At 52.9% G+C, this 16,836-nt stretch carries 11 protein-coding genes and 1 pseudogene; 9 read left to right on the forward strand and 3 right to left on the reverse strand.

From position 1 onward, the window contains the following. Both NP596_RS14005 and NP596_RS14010 read right to left on the reverse strand, forming a co-directional pair. On the reverse strand, positions 1–400 hold a 400-nt coding region (locus tag NP596_RS14005; RefSeq protein ID WP_504130299.1), incomplete at its 3' end, for a Rossmann-fold NAD(P)-binding domain-containing protein. A 138-nt stretch (positions 401–538) separates the two neighbouring features. Then, positions 539–2,077: a tetratricopeptide repeat-containing sulfotransferase family protein gene (locus tag NP596_RS14010; protein WP_256616009.1), complete on the reverse strand. Its 1,539-nt coding sequence runs from the start codon at positions 2,075–2,077 to the stop codon at positions 539–541. 439 nt (positions 2,078–2,516) lie between these two features. Here NP596_RS14010 and NP596_RS14015 point away from each other — a divergent pair, with 439 nt between their 5' ends. From NP596_RS14015 to NP596_RS14035, 5 genes are all read left to right on the forward strand, one after another. Continuing rightward, a complete protein-coding gene (locus tag NP596_RS14015; RefSeq protein ID WP_256616010.1) occupies positions 2,517–4,676 on the forward strand; it encodes a hypothetical protein in 2,160 nt (719 codons plus the stop codon). Positions 4,677–5,329: 653 nt separating this feature from the next. Then, a complete protein-coding gene (locus tag NP596_RS14020) occupies positions 5,330–6,286 on the forward strand; it encodes a hypothetical protein (protein ID WP_256616011.1) in 957 nt (318 codons plus the stop codon). A gap of 620 nt (positions 6,287–6,906) precedes the next feature. Further along, entirely contained in the window at positions 6,907–7,953 is a 1,047-nt protein-coding gene (locus tag NP596_RS14025) for a hypothetical protein (RefSeq protein ID WP_256616012.1), read from the forward strand. Positions 7,954–8,491: 538 nt separating this feature from the next. Then, positions 8,492–9,886, forward strand: coding sequence for an L-lactate MFS transporter (locus NP596_RS14030; RefSeq protein WP_256616013.1), 1,395 nt, complete (start codon positions 8,492–8,494; stop codon positions 9,884–9,886). Continuing rightward, entirely contained in the window at positions 9,886–10,011 is a 126-nt protein-coding gene (locus NP596_RS14035; RefSeq protein ID WP_256616014.1) for an MFS transporter small subunit, read from the forward strand. Before NP596_RS14030 ends, NP596_RS14035 begins: the two co-directional genes overlap by 1 nt. A gap of 52 nt (positions 10,012–10,063) precedes the next feature. Here the strand turns inward: NP596_RS14035 and NP596_RS14040 are convergent, their stop codons facing one another. Continuing rightward, positions 10,064–11,230 (reverse strand): aminotransferase class V-fold PLP-dependent enzyme, encoded by a 1,167-nt coding sequence (locus NP596_RS14040; RefSeq protein ID WP_256616015.1) that lies wholly within the window; start codon positions 11,228–11,230, stop codon positions 10,064–10,066. A 225-nt stretch (positions 11,231–11,455) separates the two neighbouring features. Here NP596_RS14040 and NP596_RS14045 point away from each other — a divergent pair, with 225 nt between their 5' ends. From NP596_RS14045 to NP596_RS14060, 4 genes and pseudogenes are all read left to right on the forward strand, one after another. Then, the gene (locus NP596_RS14045) at positions 11,456–12,409 is read left to right on the forward strand and encodes an HpcH/HpaI aldolase/citrate lyase family protein (protein ID WP_256616016.1); all 954 of its coding nucleotides are present in this window, start codon (positions 11,456–11,458) and stop codon (positions 12,407–12,409) included. Positions 12,410–12,522: 113 nt separating this feature from the next. After that, positions 12,523–13,707: a malate--CoA ligase subunit beta gene (locus tag NP596_RS14050; RefSeq protein ID WP_256600522.1), complete on the forward strand. Its 1,185-nt coding sequence runs from the start codon at positions 12,523–12,525 to the stop codon at positions 13,705–13,707. 9 nt (positions 13,708–13,716) lie between these two features. Beyond that, a complete protein-coding gene (sucD, locus tag NP596_RS14055) occupies positions 13,717–14,604 on the forward strand; it encodes a succinate--CoA ligase subunit alpha (RefSeq protein ID WP_256616017.1) in 888 nt (295 codons plus the stop codon). A 76-nt stretch (positions 14,605–14,680) separates the two neighbouring features. Continuing rightward, positions 14,681–16,836: pseudogene (locus NP596_RS14060) on the forward strand (DEAD/DEAH box helicase); the annotation flags it as partial.

Raw genomic sequence — 16,836 nt, forward strand, 5'->3', positions numbered from 1 at the left:
CGGTCCACAGGCCGGCGCGTACCAGCCGGTCGCCTTCGGCGCCGCGCCGCGCCGACATCAATAATAAGGTCATGGCGATATCGGCGGTACTTTCGGTCAACACGCCGGGAGTGTTGGTGACAATCAAGCCTGCCTGTTTGGCCGCCGCGATGTCGATATGGTTATAGCCGACGCCGAAGTTGCCCAGAATTTTGCAGCGTTTATTCGGCACGTTTAACACATCGGCCGGCAGGCTGTCGCACACCGTCGGGCAAACCGCATCGTATTGTTGCAAGGCCTGTTTAAGTTCTTCGGGCGAGAGCGGACGGTCGTCGCGGTTTAGAGTCACATCGTATAGTTGCAGCAGTTTGGCTTCCACCGCCGCCGGCCAGCGCCGGGTTACGAGCACGCGATATTTCATGTGGGCATCCGTTGTTGAGCGAGTTTTGTTAATAAAACTTCAATCAAACCAGGATTCCGCGGTAAACACAACCATCCCGCTTGATGAGCCAGATCCGGAGTTTATTCCAGGGTGTTTTCTCCTAAATGGCAACTGCCCCTACTTATAACCGTAACTGTCTAGGAATGGCTGCAGGGTATCCGCTATTGCCCGGTATTCATTTGCATAATGTTTCCACCGTCCGACGGATGATGAATATAAAGGTTGCGCAACTTGGTTGAAACTGGGGCTGGCAATCACTTTTCCGATGGCATTTTTATGAAAATCGGTGACTTTGGGATCCCATTCCAGTCCCATAAAATCGAATACCTTGCGAAACGCCGGCTCAAAATCAAATACGGCATCTTCATAACGAAATTCGATGAAATCCATGCTGAGTTTGGGTTTGATAGTAGCCCACCAATTCATCACCTGAGCATAAAACGCAGCGGTATCTTGCCAGGTTAATAAATGCACGGTGGAAGGAGTGGGTATCATGGTTTGCATAAAACAGCTCAAACAAACATCACGCGGATCGCGCAGCAAAAATACCAGTTTGGCGTCCGGAAACAGACAGTTGATTAGGCCAAGGTCGATGCTGTTCATGGTGGTTTTATCCAGGAACAGGCGAGTATCGATGCTATCGCCAAATAGGGCTTTAGCGCGTTGCCAGTAAAAAGAGCGCAAGTGCAATACTCCGGCCAGATCGAGTTGCCGCAGCATCTGTGGAATACTGCCTTTTTGGTTAAACATGCGTTGTAGCTCACGCACCACCGAAACCACCAAATCCGTTTCATCCGCCACGAATACCCCTGGGTGCGCGCCCAACACTTCCTGGGTTAGCGTGGTGCCGGTACGCATGAAACCTAATAAAAATACCGGAGCCGGCTGGTTTGCCGGAAATTGGGTTTTAGCCCAGCGGCCAAGCAAATCGCCGTCGAATTCCGTCGAGTTGGTTTTTAGCATGCCAGGTACCAGTCGACTGTCCTGGCGTTGTACTTCCGGTAAGCGGGATGAAACTTCGCCAGCAGCCTGCAAATGGCTGAAAGCTTGGTCGTAAACGCCCAGTTTGTCCAGCGCGCGTGCCAGTTCCTTATGGGCGCGAAATTTTTCTTCCGGGGTAAGTAAGGGCATTCTAAGGGTTTTTTCCAAACGCTGCCTGGCGCTTTCAGTTTGACCGTCAGCGATTTCCAGCGTGGCCACCAGGATGTTCAGCATGGCGCTATCGGGCGCCAGACGAAGCGCCTGTTTGCCGGCTATCAAAGCCGGTTTTTTTTGATTGAGGCGGGAATGCGCCAAGGCCAGCAATTGAAAGCTGCGTGGATAATTCGGGTTGATCTGAGCGGCTAATTTACACAGCTCGGCGGAACCTTGGTAATCATTCCAATGTTGCAACTGGTCCGCCAAATCCATCACCAAGGCAACATCGCGATTCTTGCGGGCCTTCTTAGCCAACAAGTGCCCGGATTGTCTTAAATGTGCTAACCCTTCTTCTCGTTTTCCCTGCCAACATAATGCCTGGCCCAGGCAAGCTAATACTTGTGGATCTTTGGGGGTTTCTTTCGCGGCCAGATTAAACCAATGCAGGGCATCCGGGAGATTTTTGTTTTGGATAGCAACCTGTCCCAGGCGCATGCATTCGTTTATCGATATTGACATAAGATAGGTTGGCTAGTTGGGACAATAGTATTAATAAAAGGTTTATGATTAAGCAGTAATTATGCCATAAATAGTTGGCTGGTTTGATCGGTGCGGGAAAGCTCGTAAGGGATAATCAAGCCTGCTCTCGTAAGCTTCAAAACCGAGGACAATAATTTTCCGACAGAAATGCACCTATAAAAACAAGGGATATGCCGCAGGTTACGGCATATCCCTTAGTTTTTACCACCAGTATTGATGAGTATAGAAAAAAAGCTTGTTAATGCTTGAAATATCTGCGGCTTTCGGACTGGCCCATATTTTGCTCATTTGTATCGGCAGCCCCACTCTCATTGGGGATTATACGATCATCATACCGAGGTTTTAAATAAAACAACTGCCACACAGTGGTGATTTGGTGTTGTTTTATCTAATTACCAACAATTACCAGGAGATATAAATGAGACCGGTTGACGAACTCAACGTTACTCGAAAAAAATTTACTAAATTTTCCGGCATGCTTATCGCCGTTTTTGCGCTGGCAATTGGTTATTTTCAGCTACTTAGCAATGACGTTAATAAGTCTATCGATAATATCGACGGTATAGGGCATGGTGATATCGATACCTTGAAATTAGCGTTAAATAGCTGGCGAACTAATTATGAAGCCAAAGGCGGTAGTCCCGAATTACTGAAATTATCCCTGGGATATTCAAAAGTCTTGTCAAAACAATTTACCCAAGCACATGGCCGGTTGCAGTTTAATCTGAAAAATGGTGAGCTGGTTTTTCAAGCAAAAGGTCTGGATGCTGGGGAATATGATTTATGGTTGTTGGATAATTTAGGCGGCTCGGTCTTGCCGGAAGCAGACGATAAGATGCTCCATCTAGGTCGTTTTGCAGCGGAAGATGGTAAAGGTCGACTGGAAACCAGGTTGGAAAGAAGTCGCTTGTTAGGTTTGAGCATGGATACCGTGATTGTTTCCAAAGCGGGTGAAAACCCCGTCGAAAATGTCGCTATCGCAGGCGCGCCTGATTTAATGCTCAAGCTTTACTACGCGGATAAACCTTGGCTGACCACGGCGATGGGCGATTTCAAGGATACAGTTGCAGACAATGTCTTTCCGTTTGAGTTTTTGTTACCAAAGGCGGCGAACGCCAGTACACTGTCGGACTTAACGCCTGTATTGGGGGCTTTGGTCGCCAAAGGTCGGCATATTTTTCATAATGAAACTTTCGCCGGAAATGGGCGCACCTGTGGGACCTGTCATCGGGAAGATAATAATTTCACGTTGGACCCTAATTACATCATGAATTTGCCGGCAAAGGACCCGCTGTTCGTGGCCGAAACCAATCCAGCGTTAGCCGAGCTTGAAAACCCGGTTTTGATGCGCAAACATGGACTGATATTGACTAACGTGGACGGTCCGAATGTTGATATTTTTCGCAGTGTCCCGCATACCTTGGCTTTGAGTACCACCATTGCAAGAGAAACCATCGCTGCTGGTGGCGAATTTGAAGCGGATGAGGATTTCGCCCATGCCACTGGCTGGAGCGGTGATGGTGCGCCAGGTTCAGGGTCTTTGCGCGAATTTACCGAAGGCGCTATCAAGCAACATATGCCGAGAACCATGAATCGGATAGCGGGTAGCGATTTTCGTTTGCCTACCGATGCCGAATTGGATGCGGTTGAAGCCTATATGTTATCGCTGGGCAGAAGCAAGGATTTTCCGGTTTATCAGATCAGTTTTAACGATCCGCTGATCGAATCCGGCAAAGTGTTGTTCGATACAAAAACCAATCCTGTCATTAACGGAGAACCTGCTAGCGGTGAGACCGCCAACTGTAACGGTTGTCATCAAAATGCCGGTGGACGCAGTTCCAGCACCAAAGCAAACCCAACCCGAAACACAGGTGTTGAAAACATGAAAGTTCATCCCGCGCGCTTGCTGCAGCCGGATATGGCTTATGACGGAGGTTTCGGCGTTACGGAAAGCGCTTGCGGACCGCATCGGGACCAGGTTTGTTATGGCGATGGCCGCTTCAATACGCCGCCGTTAATAGAAGCCGCGGATACCGCGCCATTCTTCCATAATAATGCGGTAAGTACTCTGGAAGAAGCGATTGCCGCCTATAACAGCGAGGCTTTCAATGCGTCGCCGGGATCGCTATCCAAGGATAAAGATCGGAGCGTCAAGTTGGATTCCACCCAGGTAGTGGCATTGGCATCATTTCTACGCGCCCTCAATGCTTTGGAAAATATCCGTCAGTCCGATATGTTGGATAATCAGGCCAAGCGGATTTCCAATAACGCCACTGCGCGTGAGTTGGCCAGGCTAGGAAGAAAAGAAAATCAAGACGCCATTCGAGTGCTGAAAGAGGGGGTATTGGGGAATAACTGGAAAGCAGTGCAAAAACTTGAAAAAGCCGATTATTACCAAGGGCTCGCCCTGCTCGCACCGGTTCAAGCGCTACGTAACCGTATATTGGCGCTTGCATTAGACCAAAAAGCACAGGCGAGAGCTTTAATGGCAACCTGCGATCCCAGTGCAATTCCTGCGTCAACGGTCGTGGTGCCGCCGGCTGATATGCTATACAGCTGTTCCGAAATCGGATTGTAAAACACTCTCGCCGGAGAAAAGCAGCTGATCGAAAATGCCTGCTTTAAGTACGGTAATCCGGCGTTATTTCTACGCGGCGCCAAGTCGCAACAAGCAATTTTTGGGGGAGCAATCTAGGATTGCATCCCCCAAAGTCTCATAAAAATAGGGTTGTCGCCTCACTATGCGAGGCATATCAAACAGAAATCGTAAAAACATCCTAACGCTCCCATCCCCCCCCCCGCATATGAAAGGTCTTTTGCGTCGCTTCGACGATGATTTTCATAGTAATCAGTAACGGTTCCTCCCGACACCGCCGGTGCTCCCAGAGCTTTGCCGTATAAGGCGGTCAATTGAATTCTCAGAAACTTGATCAATAGTCTGGAAGAAAGCTTCTGCAAGAGGATTCTTTGTTTCGAATTATTGTATTGTTTTCTATTTTCAAGAAAAAACTGCGGCATATCACACAGATGTGAGCGGTTTCACATAAAGTTTTAGTGTATGAAAACTTTCTAATGAGGTTTTTCCTTGCTAAGTCGGACTTTTTATTATTGGCACGATGTTTGTATAAGTAAAGATACAGTTGAATGGAGGGGCAAACGTAGAGGTAAGCTGCCAGGGGGGTCCGGCAACTGTTCGATCATTAATCACAAGGAAATAAGGAAGTCATTTTTATGCAAAAAACAAAATTAGCAAAAGCAATTTCGCTGACTATCGCCAGCTTGGCAATGTCTTCAGCAGCGTCTGCGTCGACCACCATGTACAATATGAACAACTTCGGCGGTTTGAACGGCAACACCGATGGATGGGTGTGGAGCGATCCCGCCAATACTGGCCTAGGTGGTAGTGCTGGCACCACGCCACTAGGTGCAGCAGGACCTAACGTTGCAGCTAACACAACCCTTGGCACACCTGCTGGGGGTAATCTCGTTAACTATAACTCAGCTACCCGCGCAGCAAACTTTGTAGGCACTGCCAGCCCAAGCACAACGCCATTCGGCTTTAACGCAACTTCCTCATTGAACTGGGGCATTCAACTGACAAGTGCCGGCGACTCGGGTCAAATTTCTGCCGCAGACTCATTAGCACGCTACGGAGTAGCCGCCGAAATCGACACCGGCGGCGGTGCATGGCAAGACAACGTAACACCGACCGGTTGGAAACATCAAACCGACATCGGCTTGATCGTATCTGATGTGACACAAGTTGTTCACATCAATTTAGCCACTTTGGGCAACTTGACCCCGTCAACATTCAGCACTTTCGGTGTAACCGTGTTCGAAGGCATGGATACCAGCACTGCAAGCTATAGCCACCACGGCTCATGGAATAATCCAGCGGCAGGTAAGCTTTTTACTGCTGACAACCCTTTTGGAACAGTGGGATTGACCAACATCGGTTACTCAAATAACGTAACAGCCTCTGAAGACTTTTCGTTTATTGCCCAAGCCGGTCAAGTGTATACCCTTTATCTGGGAGGTTACAACTTCTCAAAATGGAACACCGGGCTCGACAACTATTTAATGAATGTCACTACTTCTCCTGTGCCTGTTCCAGGCGCAGTCTGGTTGTTCGGTAGCGCGATTGCAGGCATGGTCGGTTTCGGTCGCCGCAAAGCGGTTGCTGCTTAAGGCTTTACCCAGTCGCTGAAAGATCAAACGGCCTTTCAGCGCAAGGAATTCAGGATTGGTCAGGATGATCGCCAAGGATGGCATCGTTTCAGGATTGTTTTAGGATTTGGTCAGGACGACTGCCACGGAAGGCTTCATATCTCAAAACGGCTAAGTTAATGCTCTGGTAGCAAGCGCGGCCTTTGCGCCGCCTGCCAGTTTGTTACAAGCCTTTCTCAAATCAAGCACTGTTTACTTTATCGGAAAGTTTATTTAGCCGTTTACCTGGCATTCGCTCTGGTTGCGGGTTGGTTATTTTTACTCGGTTGCTGTCTTTGGCTCATCTGTTCTACAACATGCTTTTTTTTGCGCTGTCCGGCGAAAGAGAATCCAGGGTGGTGGGTTGAATATCCATGAGATAATTGCGGCATATCACGTGACTGTGAGTCTTTTCACATAAACTTCGGGGCATAAAAAAACTTCATCATTTATTTTTTCTTTATAAATCAGTTATTTAATTGTTGGTACGATGTTTGTATAAGTTTGCTTACAGTTAAATGGATGGGCAAACATAGGGGTAGGCTGCCAGGGGATCCAGCAACTGTTTGACCATTAACCGCAAGGAATAAGGAAGTAATTTTATGAAGAAAACCAAATTAGCTAAGGCAATTGCATTAATTTCGGCAGGCATGGCTTTATCAGCTTCCGCGTCAGCCACTGTAACCACTATGTACAATGCGTCAACCGGTGTTGATGGTTCAGTTGCGGCAGGCACTGTAGACCCGACTGCGGGTGGCGTTTGGAAAACATCCTATACCGGAAATACCGATGGCTGGGCCAATGGAGCCGGTGCACAAACTTTAGCCACTGCTACGACTAAATCACTATCCGGATGGACCGACCCAGTCTCGGGAATCTTTTACCCCGCCACGGCACGAACACCGGTTGGTTACTATGCAACCCAAAACTGGGTCGGCACAGCTAGCCCCTCCACGGCGGCCTTTGGTTATGACGGCGCGCACATGAACTGGGGGATTCAAATCACCGGAGGGAATGGCGGGACCGGCACCATCTCGACCTTTGATTCTTTCAATCGTTACGGTGTTTACGCCGATATCGACACCGCCAAGGGCGCTTGGGCTGCTGTCAATACCGGCGCACAGCAAGCGGGCTGGCGCCATGATTTGGATACCGGCTTGTTTAAATCCGATACCACCGGCCTGGTGACTTTAACTGTTACTGGCTTGTTAAATCCGAATGCTCAGTTCGGCTTTACCGTATTCCACGGCATGGATCATATGACCGGCTATTTGCATCACGTGCCTTGGAATGCCGGTAACAACACCGCCGGCGTTACCGTGCAAACAAGCCCTTACGATGCCGGCGGACCAGTAAATGCCGGCGTAAATTCAGGTACTGGTCTGTCCTTGAGCGATCTCGTTGCTTATAGCGTTGGCACGCTTGATGGCGGCATCGCTCCTATGTCCAATACCATTACTTTTAATGCCATTGCCGGTGAGTATTACACCATCTTTCTGGGCGGCTACATGGGGGGCAATTGGCAAACTACCACTGATGGTTATTCGTTGACTGTGTCGCAAGTCCCGGTACCGGGTGCGGTGTGGCTATTCGGCAGCGCGATGGCGGGTCTGATCGGTTTCGGTCGCCGCAAAGCGGTTGCTGCTTAAGCCTTTGCCAACCCGCTGAAATATCACTCGATCTTTCAGCGCCAGGAATTCAGGATAGGTCAGGATGACCGCCAAGGATGGCTTCGTTTCTCTAATCAATGGTCTCGTTACTTATTTTTACTGGACCGTTGTCTGCAATACTCGTCTCTTCGCCTTGTTATTAACCCGGCATTAATATCGCCTCCCGCTTCCGTCGGAATGGCGGTTACAGGGGGATATTGAGGTCAGGGTTAATAATTTATCGGTGGTTGTCTCTGATTTTGCTGCCCGTGTATTGTGACGGGCGACAGGCTGTGTTGGCGGGAACGTTTGGAATATCTATCGCTTTGCCTCGCAATAGGATGACATCTGGCTGCACGCGGATGAGGTCGAGGCTGATAACACGCGTGATGGCGCAACATGTCGATAGCCTCATAGGGCGGGCAAATTTGCGAGGTTCCCTATAAAATCGCTTGTTTTGAGGTTATCCCTGATAACCTATTCGTAGGGCTTTACTTCTATTTCATCGGCAAAGACGATACAACCTCACGGAGTTTATATGGCCGACTTTTTCTGCAAGTCGCGAATTACGGCGAATGCCGGCTTTAACCGCTGGCTGGTGCCGCCGGCCGCCTTGTCGGTGCATTTATGCATAGGCCAGGCTTACGCCTTCAGCGTGTTTAACGACCCTTTGACGCGTGTACTCGGCGTTTCCGCCCCGACGGCGGCAGACTGGAAACTGACTACGCTGGGCTGGATTTTCAGTTTGGCGATTGTATTTTTAGGGCTTTCGGCGGCCTTCGGCGGTAAATGGCTGGAAAAAGTCGGCCCGCGCCTGACCATGTTCGTGGCGGCCTGTTGTTTCGGCGGCGGCTTCTGGGTGGCGGCGCTGGGTGTCTATCTGCATCAGATATGGTTGATTTATCTAGGTTACGGCGTGATAGGCGGCATCGGTCTGGGGCTGGGTTATGTGTCGCCGGTTTCGACCCTGATCAAATGGTTTCCGGATCGTCGCGGCATGGCAACCGGCATGGCCATCATGGGTTTCGGCGGCGGGGCCATGATAGGCGCGCCGTTGTCGGTATTATTGATGGATGCTTTCAAATCGGCCGAGTCCGTGGGGGTGTTGGAGGCTTTTCTGGTGATGGGCTGCCTGTATTTTGTATCGATGATGATAGGCGCATTGACTATTCGCATCCCGTCCACCGATTGGCGGCCTCGGGGATGGACACCGCCGCAAATCGCCAACAAGATGATCACCCAAAATCACGTGCATATCGATCAAGCCTTGAAAACCCCGCAGTTTTATTTGCTGTGGCTGGTGTTGTGCCTGAATGTCACGGCCGGTATCGGTGTGCTGGGGCAGGCGTCGGTGATGATACAGGAGATGTTCAAAGGCAGCGTTACCCCGGCTTCGGCGGCCGGCTTTGTCGGCTTATTGAGTCTATTCAACATGGGAGGGCGGTTTTTCTGGTCGTCGGCGTCGGATTACCTGGGGCGCAAAAACACCTACTTTGTGTTCTTTGTCGTGGGTGCCTGTTTGTATGCCCTGGTACCGAGCATGGGCATGATCGGTAATATGGCCATGTTCGTATTGCTGTATGCCGTGATCATGAGTATGTACGGCGGTGGATTCGCCACCATTCCGGCTTATCTGGCGGATATATTCGGCACCCTGTATGTGGGCGGAATTCACGGGCGCTTGCTGACTGCCTGGGCGACGGCGGGCGTGCTGGGGCCGGTGCTGGTGAATTACATCAGGGAATACCAGATCAATCAGGGCGTGGCAAAGGCGGATGCCTACAATGTGACGATGTACATTATGGCGAGTATATTGGTGTTGGGATTTATCTGTAATTTGCTGATCAAACCCGTGCATGAAAAACATCACATGAAGCACGATGAATTCGATGAGTTGGATGGAATTTATCCCGCCGGCGAAAAGGAGGTGTAATGGAAAACGACAAGCAAAAGTCCGGCTCGCTGGTGTGGCTGGTGTTGTTCTGGCTGTACGTGGCGTTGCCTTTATTGTGGGGCGTGGCGTCCACTTTGAAAAAGGCCTTGGCGCTGTTTAATTAGTGTGTAAAAAAAGGCGCCGATCGGCGCCTTTTTAATAACCAGAGGAAATTGATTATTTCGCGGATGAGCGGTAATACTCAATCGCCGCCGCTACGCCGCTGCCGGGTTTGATGTCGATACCGTTATCCAGCATGGCCATTTCCACGCCGGCAATCGCGCCCAGCAGGGAGACGTCGTTCATGTCGCCGACGTGGCCGATGCGGAATACTTTACCGGCTACTTCGCTGAGGCCGGCACCCAACGAGATGTTGTATTTGCTGTAAGCGGTGCTAATGACGTGGCGGGCGTCTTTGTCCGCCGGTACCACGATCGCGGTGACGGTGTCGGATGCCCAGCCTTCTTGCGCGCAGGTTTGCAAGCCCCAGGCCGCCACGGCCCGGCGTACGCCTTCGCCGAGGCGGTGGTGGCGGGCATAGACGTTTTCCATGCCTTCTTCCAGCAGCAATTCCAACGCCTTGCGCAAACCGTACAACATCGGGGTGGACGGGGTGTAGGGGGTGTAGCCGTCTTTATTGGAGGCGGCCATGTCTTTCAGCGAAAAGAACGAGCGCGGGAAGTTGCTGTTATCGACGGCCGCCAGGGCTTTTTGGCTGAAACCCAAAATCGCTAAACCAGCCGGCAGCATAAAGCCTTTTTGCGAACCGGCGATGGATGCGTCCACGCCCCATTCGTCCTGACGGAAATCGATACTGCCGATGGCGCTAACACCGTCCGAGAACAGCAATGCCGGGTGGTTGGCAGCGTCCAACGCTTTACGCACGCCGGGAATGTCGCAGGTGACGCCGGTCGAGGTTTCGTTATGGGTGGCCAATACGGCTTTGATCTCGTGGTTTTTATCCTCTTTCAGTCGTGTTTCCAGATGATCCAATGGAATGCCCTTGCCCCATTCGACTTGGTGGATTTCCACGTCGAAGCCCAGCTTTTTGGCCGCTTCCGCCCATAAATGGCCGAATTGGCCGAAACGGTAAATCAACACCTTGTCGCCCATATTCAGGCAGTTGGTCATCGCCACTTCCCAGCCGGCGGTGCCGGTGGCGGGGAACACGAAGCATTGGCCGGTCTCGGTGCGGAACACTTTTTTCAGGTCTTCCAGAATAGGCGACAGCAATTTGGGGAAAATCGGCGAACGGTGATCTTCCATCGGCACATGCATCGCGCTCAGAATTTCATGTGGGGTATTGGTTGGACCTGGAACAAAAAGGTGATTGCGACCCGCCATCTGGTGACTCCTTTAGGATTTGATTGAATCGTGAAAAATCGCCGGATAGTGTCATATTTAGCGGCTTTCGGCAAGTCGTTTGCATGGGCCGGCGGGTGAAATCCGGCGAATTCCTGGGCCCGCGGCAATTGACATTACCCGGTCTGAAAGTAAAATGGCGGGTTCTTTATTTTTAGTCTGGGCTGAAAATGTTTCAGTCGAAATTAACCCAGTAGGAAACCACACATGAGCCACACACTATACGAAGCCAATGCCCAACGCGTTCAACGCTGCGAATTGGCGGTACCGGGTTCCAGTCCGGAAATGTTCGAAAAAGCCTTAAAAAGCGGTGTGGACTTTGTGTTCCTCGATCTGGAAGATGCGGTGGCCCCGGACGACAAGCTGCAAGCCCGCAAAAACGTGATCCAGGCCATCAACGATCTGGATTGGAAGGGCCATGGCATCACCCTGTCGGTGCGCATCAACGGTCTGGATACCCAATACATGGTGCGCGACGTGGTCGATCTGGTGGAGCAGGCCGGCGCCAAAATCGACACGGTTTTGATTCCCAAGGTCGGTGTCTACGGCGATGTCTACATGGTGGATGCGATGTTGACCCAGCTGGAAATGCAGGAAGGCCTGAAAAACAAAATTGGCATCGAATGCCTGATCGAAACCGCGCTGGGCATGGCCAATGTGGAAGACATCGCCAAACAAGGCGCCATCGGCGGCCGGGTGGAAGCCCTGCATTTCGGCGTGGCCGATTATGCCGCCAGCAACCGCGCCCGCACCGTCAATATCGGCGGTTTGAATCCGGATTACCCCGGCGATCAATGGCATGCGGCGATTAGCCGGATGACGGTGGCCTGCCGTGCTTACGGCCTGCGGCCCATCGACGGCCCTTTCGGCGATATCAAAGACCCGGAAGGTTATAAAGCCGGCGCCCGCCGCGCCGCCGCGCTGGGCTGCGAAGGCAAATGGGCCATTCATCCCTCGCAAATCGCCCTGGCCAACGAAGTCTTCACCCCGCCGGCCGCCGAAGTCGAAAAAGCCAAACGCATTCTGGAAGCCCTGCGGGAAGCCGCCGCGCAAGGCAAGGGTGCCGCCGCGTTGGACGGCCGCCTGATCGACGCCGCTTCCGAGCGCATGGCGAATAATATCGTCCGCGCCGCCGAGGCCATTGCCGCGAAAACCCAATAATCCAAAATGTGTAGCTTGGGTTAGGCGCTAGCCGTAACCCAACGATTGATGCTTTCCGTGTTGGGTTACGCTTCGCTAACCCAACCTACATTTTTTATTTTAAGAGAGATACCATGGACATACATGAGTACCAAGCAAAACAGCTGCTGTCCGAATACGGCGTGAAAATCGCCGCCGGCGGACTGGCTTATAGCCCGGAAGATGCCGTACAGCGTTCGCGGGAAATCGGCGGCCACGTTTGGGTGGTAAAGGCCCAGATTCATTCCGGCGCCCGCGGCAAGGCCGGCGGCATCAAGGTCTGCAAAACCCACGACGAAATCAGCGAAGCCGCCGAAGCCTTGCTGGGCAAACGCCTGGTCACCCATCAAACCGGTCCGGCCGGCAAGCAATGCTTGCGCTTATATGTCGAAGCCGGCACCGATATCGCCAAGGAATTGTATTTCAGCCTGCTGATCGACCGCGCCCAGGAACGCATCGTCATGGTCGGTTCGGCGCAGGGCGGCATGGAGATCGAGGAGTTGGCGGAAAACAATCCGGAAGCCATCAAAAAAATCTACATCGAACCCGCCGTGGGCTTGCAGGATTTTCAAGCCCGCGAAATGGCTTTTGCCTTGGGATTGAACGCCGACCTGGTACCGCAGGCCGTTAAGCTGATTCAAGGCTGCTATCGGGCGATGCGCGATTTGGACGCCAACATGGTCGAGATCAACCCGCTGGTCATCACCGGTCACGACGAATTGATCGCACTGGACGCCAAAATGGGCTTCGACGACAACGCGCTGTTCCGCCGGCAAAAAATCTCCGAGCTGCGCGACAAGACTCAGGAAGACCCGCGCGAAATGGCGGCCGCCGACCGCGGCTTGAGCTACGTCGGCCTGGACGGCGACATCGGCTGCATGATCAACGGCGCCGGCTTGGCGATGGCGACCATGGACATGATCAAACTGGCGGGCGGCGAGCCGGCCAACTTTTTGGACGTCGGCGGCGGCGCTTCGGCCGAGCGCACCGAAAAAGCCTTCCGCATGGTGTTGGCGGATAAAAACGTCAAGGCGATGCTGGTGAATATTTTCGCCGGCATCAACCGCTGCGACTGGATCGCCGAAGGCGTGGTGCAGGCCGTGCAAAAAATCGATATGAAAGTGCCGCTGATCGTGCGTTTGTCCGGCACCAATGTCGAGGAAGGCCGCAAAATCATCGAAGACAGCGGTTTGCCGATCATCACGGCGGACACTTTGGCGGAAGCCGCCGAAAAAGCGGTTCAGGCACGTAACGAAGTGGTCGCTCAGGCGCAAGGTTAAGGAAACGACATGGCAATTTTTATCGATAAAGACACCCGCATCATCGTCCAAGGCTTCACCGGCAAAATCGGCACCTTTCATGCGCAGGAAATGATAGATTACGGCTCCAACGTGGTCGGCGGCATTACGCCCGGCAAGGGCGGCCAAACCCATTTGGAGCGGCCGGTCTTCAACACCGTCAAGGAAGCGGTCGAACAAGCCGGCGCCGAAGCCAGCATCGTCTTCGTACCGCCCGCCTACGCGGCGGATTCCATCATGGAAGCCGCCGAAGCCGGCATCAAATTCTGCGTCTCGATCACGGACGGTATTCCGACCCAGGACATGATGAAAGTCAAAATTTTCCTGAGTAAATTCCCCAAGGAAAAACGCATGGTGCTGACCGGACCCAACTGCGCCGGCACCATCAGTCCGGGTAAATCGATGTTGGGCATCATGCCGGGCCACATTTACATGCCGGGTAACGTCGGCATCGTCGGCCGTTCCGGCACCTTGGGTTACGAAGCCGCCGATCAGATGAAACGCCTGGGTATAGGCGTATCGACCTCGGTCGGCATCGGCGGCGACCCCATCAACGGCAGCTCGCACCGCGACATTCTGGAAAAATTCGAACAGGATCCGGAAACCAAGGTGGTGATGATGATAGGCGAGATCGGCGGCCCGCAAGAAGTGGAAGCCGGCATGTTCGCCAAGGAACACATGAGCAAGCCGGTGGTGGCTTACATTGCCGGTTTGACCGCTCCCAAGGGTCGCCGCATGGGTCACGCCGGTGCGATTATTTCGTCGTCCGGCGAATCGGCGGCGGAAAAAGTCGAAATGTTGAAGGAACTGGGCGTGACCATTGCGCCGACGCCGGCGGCGATGGGCGAAACCGTCGCCAAGGTGTTGGCCAAGTTGTAAGCCGGCCCGGCCTTGTCAAAAAGCCCGCAACCGCGGGCTTTTTTATTGATTCGTTTACCTTATTCTTCACATCGACATGCATGCACCCAACCACGCCAAGTTTTTAGACGTTTACCGTGCTTTACCGGCGGATTTGCGGACGCTGGTTAATTTACTGGCGGTCTATTACGGTTATTGCTCGCTGACCAATATCGCCAAATGTCTGGCCGGTTTGGGCATCAAGGAAGGCAACCGGGTCTTGAAGGCCGAGACCGTCAAGGCCCGCTTGCGGCCGTTGATCGCCGAAGGCCTGTTGGAGGAAAACGTCCGTCCCGGCGGTACCCGCTGCGCCCGAGGCTTGGCGGAAAGCATTATCCGGCAATTGGTCGCCGAAAATGAGTTCGAAAAATACGCGGCGGAGGTGTTCGCCCTCAACCCGCCCAGCCAGGGTTATTACCGCTACAACACCGCCGAGGATTGCATCCGCGAAGCCCGCATTCATTTTCACCGCCGCGATTACCCACAGATGCAATCCTGTCTGGCGATCGGCCGGCGCTATCCGGGCAATCTGCCCAGTCATATCGATTTGTATTTGTCCTGGTTTTTAAATCCGCTCGATGTGGCCTGGTTTCAACAACACCATCCGGCGGTATTGCCGGAAATGGCCGGATACGTCTGTCTGCACCAGCTGATCTATTTATATCGGCAGCCGCAACTGGAGGCGTTTTTTCAACATCAGCTGGTCGATGGTGCCGGCAAAAACGATCCTGTTTTCCTCCGTCTGTACCTGGAAATAAAATTGTTGCGCGGCGAGTGGGACGAGGTGGGCGGGTTGTTGCGCGGTGCCGAGGAGCCGGAACAGCAGGCAATTGCCGCCATGCTGGCGTTTTTGCAAGGCGATTTTGCCGACGCGGCGGGTCGATACGAAAAAGCCTTGTCGTTGTTCAGAAAGCTTAGCGGCCAACGCAACGGCTATTTTTACGGTTTGGCCGGCCTGTTTTATCCGCTGGCCATCCTGAAAGGCAACGACGGCAAGTTGCGCAATAAACTGCCGACTTTGCTGAATCAGGCGGCCAAGGCGGGCGGTTATTGGAGCGGGGTGTACCAGTATTTATCGATGTTTGTACAGTTCCAGCAAGGCGAGTTGCACATTCGCGACCAACTGTTGCACACCGCGCCGCCCTATCGGGTCAACTGCGGTTTTAGGGAAAGCGGCAGCCCGGAAACGGTTTCGCATCCGCCGCTGTTGCAATCCGTGATGTTTTTACTGATCAAATTCTGGCTCAAGGCCGATTTTACCAGCAGGATCGACGCGGTCGACCAGCAACTGTATGCGCATTTAGCGGCCAACGGTTATTGTTGGCCGGCGGCGGAACTGGCGAAAGTATTTAGCCATATAGAACATGCCAAGTCCCCGCAATGGGATCAAGGCTTTTTTAAACAAGGTCATGCGGCATTGGCCGACTTGTTTGTCAGCCGCGCCGATTGGGAAGTGGCGCTGGACGCCTTGTTGAATTTGCCGGTGGGCGACAGAAAAGCCGAATCCGCGGCGCAAGCCGAAAAACCTACCCGTCTGATCTGGCTGTTAAGTTATGACGAACGGGACCATCATGTCGATATAGAACCCCGCGAACAAAGGCAGCAGGCCAAGGGCGGTTGGAGCAAGGGGAGGGCGGTCGCCTTAAAGCGCTTGGCGCACGAACGGCAAAATTTCGATTATCTGTCGGAACAGGACCACAAAATCTGCGCCCATATCAAGGAATACCGCGATAGCGGCTGGTACGGCGGCGGCACCTCTTTCGAATTCGACAGCAGCACGCCGCAAGCGCTGATCGGCCATCCGCTGTTGTTTTGGGCCGATGCCCACGAAGTGCGGGTCGACGTGGCGAAGGGGGAAGCCGAGCTACGGGTTAAAAAACTGGCCAAGAACGACAAGATTCAAATCAGCCTGGAGCCTGCTCCTGGCCACGAACAAAAATTCCATATCGGCAAGGAAACCCCAACCCGCCTGCGAGTCGTGGAGTTCAGCGCCGACCACCACAAAGTCTACGGCGTACTCGGCCCCAAGGGTCTGGAAGTGCCGGCATCGGCCCAGGATAAGGTCTTGCAGACTCTGACCAGTATTTCCGGCTTGCTGACGGTGCACTCGGACATCGGCGGCAGCTCCAGCACCGCCGAGCAAGTCGATGCCGACGCCACGCCGCGCATTCATCTGCTGCCGCACGGCGAAGGCCTGCGGGTGGCCTTGCTGGT

Source organism: Methylomonas rivi (assembly GCF_024505165.1).
In the GTDB taxonomy this organism is placed as follows: Bacteria; Pseudomonadota; Gammaproteobacteria; order Methylococcales; family Methylomonadaceae; genus Methylomonas; species Methylomonas rivi.

Excerpts from the sequence above, each read along its gene's own strand:
- NP596_RS14010 (WP_256616009.1), bottom strand. The coding sequence starts at position 2,077 with ATGTCAATATCGATAAACGAATGCATGCGCCTGGGACAGGTTGCTATC.
- NP596_RS14015 (WP_256616010.1), top strand. The coding sequence starts at position 2,517 with ATGAGACCGGTTGACGAACTCAACGTTACTCGAAAAAAATTTACTAAA.
- NP596_RS14020 (WP_256616011.1), top strand. The coding sequence starts at position 5,330 with ATGCAAAAAACAAAATTAGCAAAAGCAATTTCGCTGACTATCGCCAGC.
- NP596_RS14025 (WP_256616012.1), top strand. The coding sequence starts at position 6,907 with ATGAAGAAAACCAAATTAGCTAAGGCAATTGCATTAATTTCGGCAGGC.
- NP596_RS14030 (WP_256616013.1), top strand. The coding sequence starts at position 8,492 with ATGGCCGACTTTTTCTGCAAGTCGCGAATTACGGCGAATGCCGGCTTT.
- NP596_RS14035 (WP_256616014.1), top strand. The coding sequence starts at position 9,886 with ATGGAAAACGACAAGCAAAAGTCCGGCTCGCTGGTGTGGCTGGTGTTG.
- NP596_RS14040 (WP_256616015.1), bottom strand. The coding sequence starts at position 11,230 with ATGGCGGGTCGCAATCACCTTTTTGTTCCAGGTCCAACCAATACCCCA.
- NP596_RS14045 (WP_256616016.1), top strand. The coding sequence starts at position 11,456 with ATGAGCCACACACTATACGAAGCCAATGCCCAACGCGTTCAACGCTGC.
- NP596_RS14050 (WP_256600522.1), top strand. The coding sequence starts at position 12,523 with ATGGACATACATGAGTACCAAGCAAAACAGCTGCTGTCCGAATACGGC.
- sucD (WP_256616017.1), top strand. The coding sequence starts at position 13,717 with ATGGCAATTTTTATCGATAAAGACACCCGCATCATCGTCCAAGGCTTC.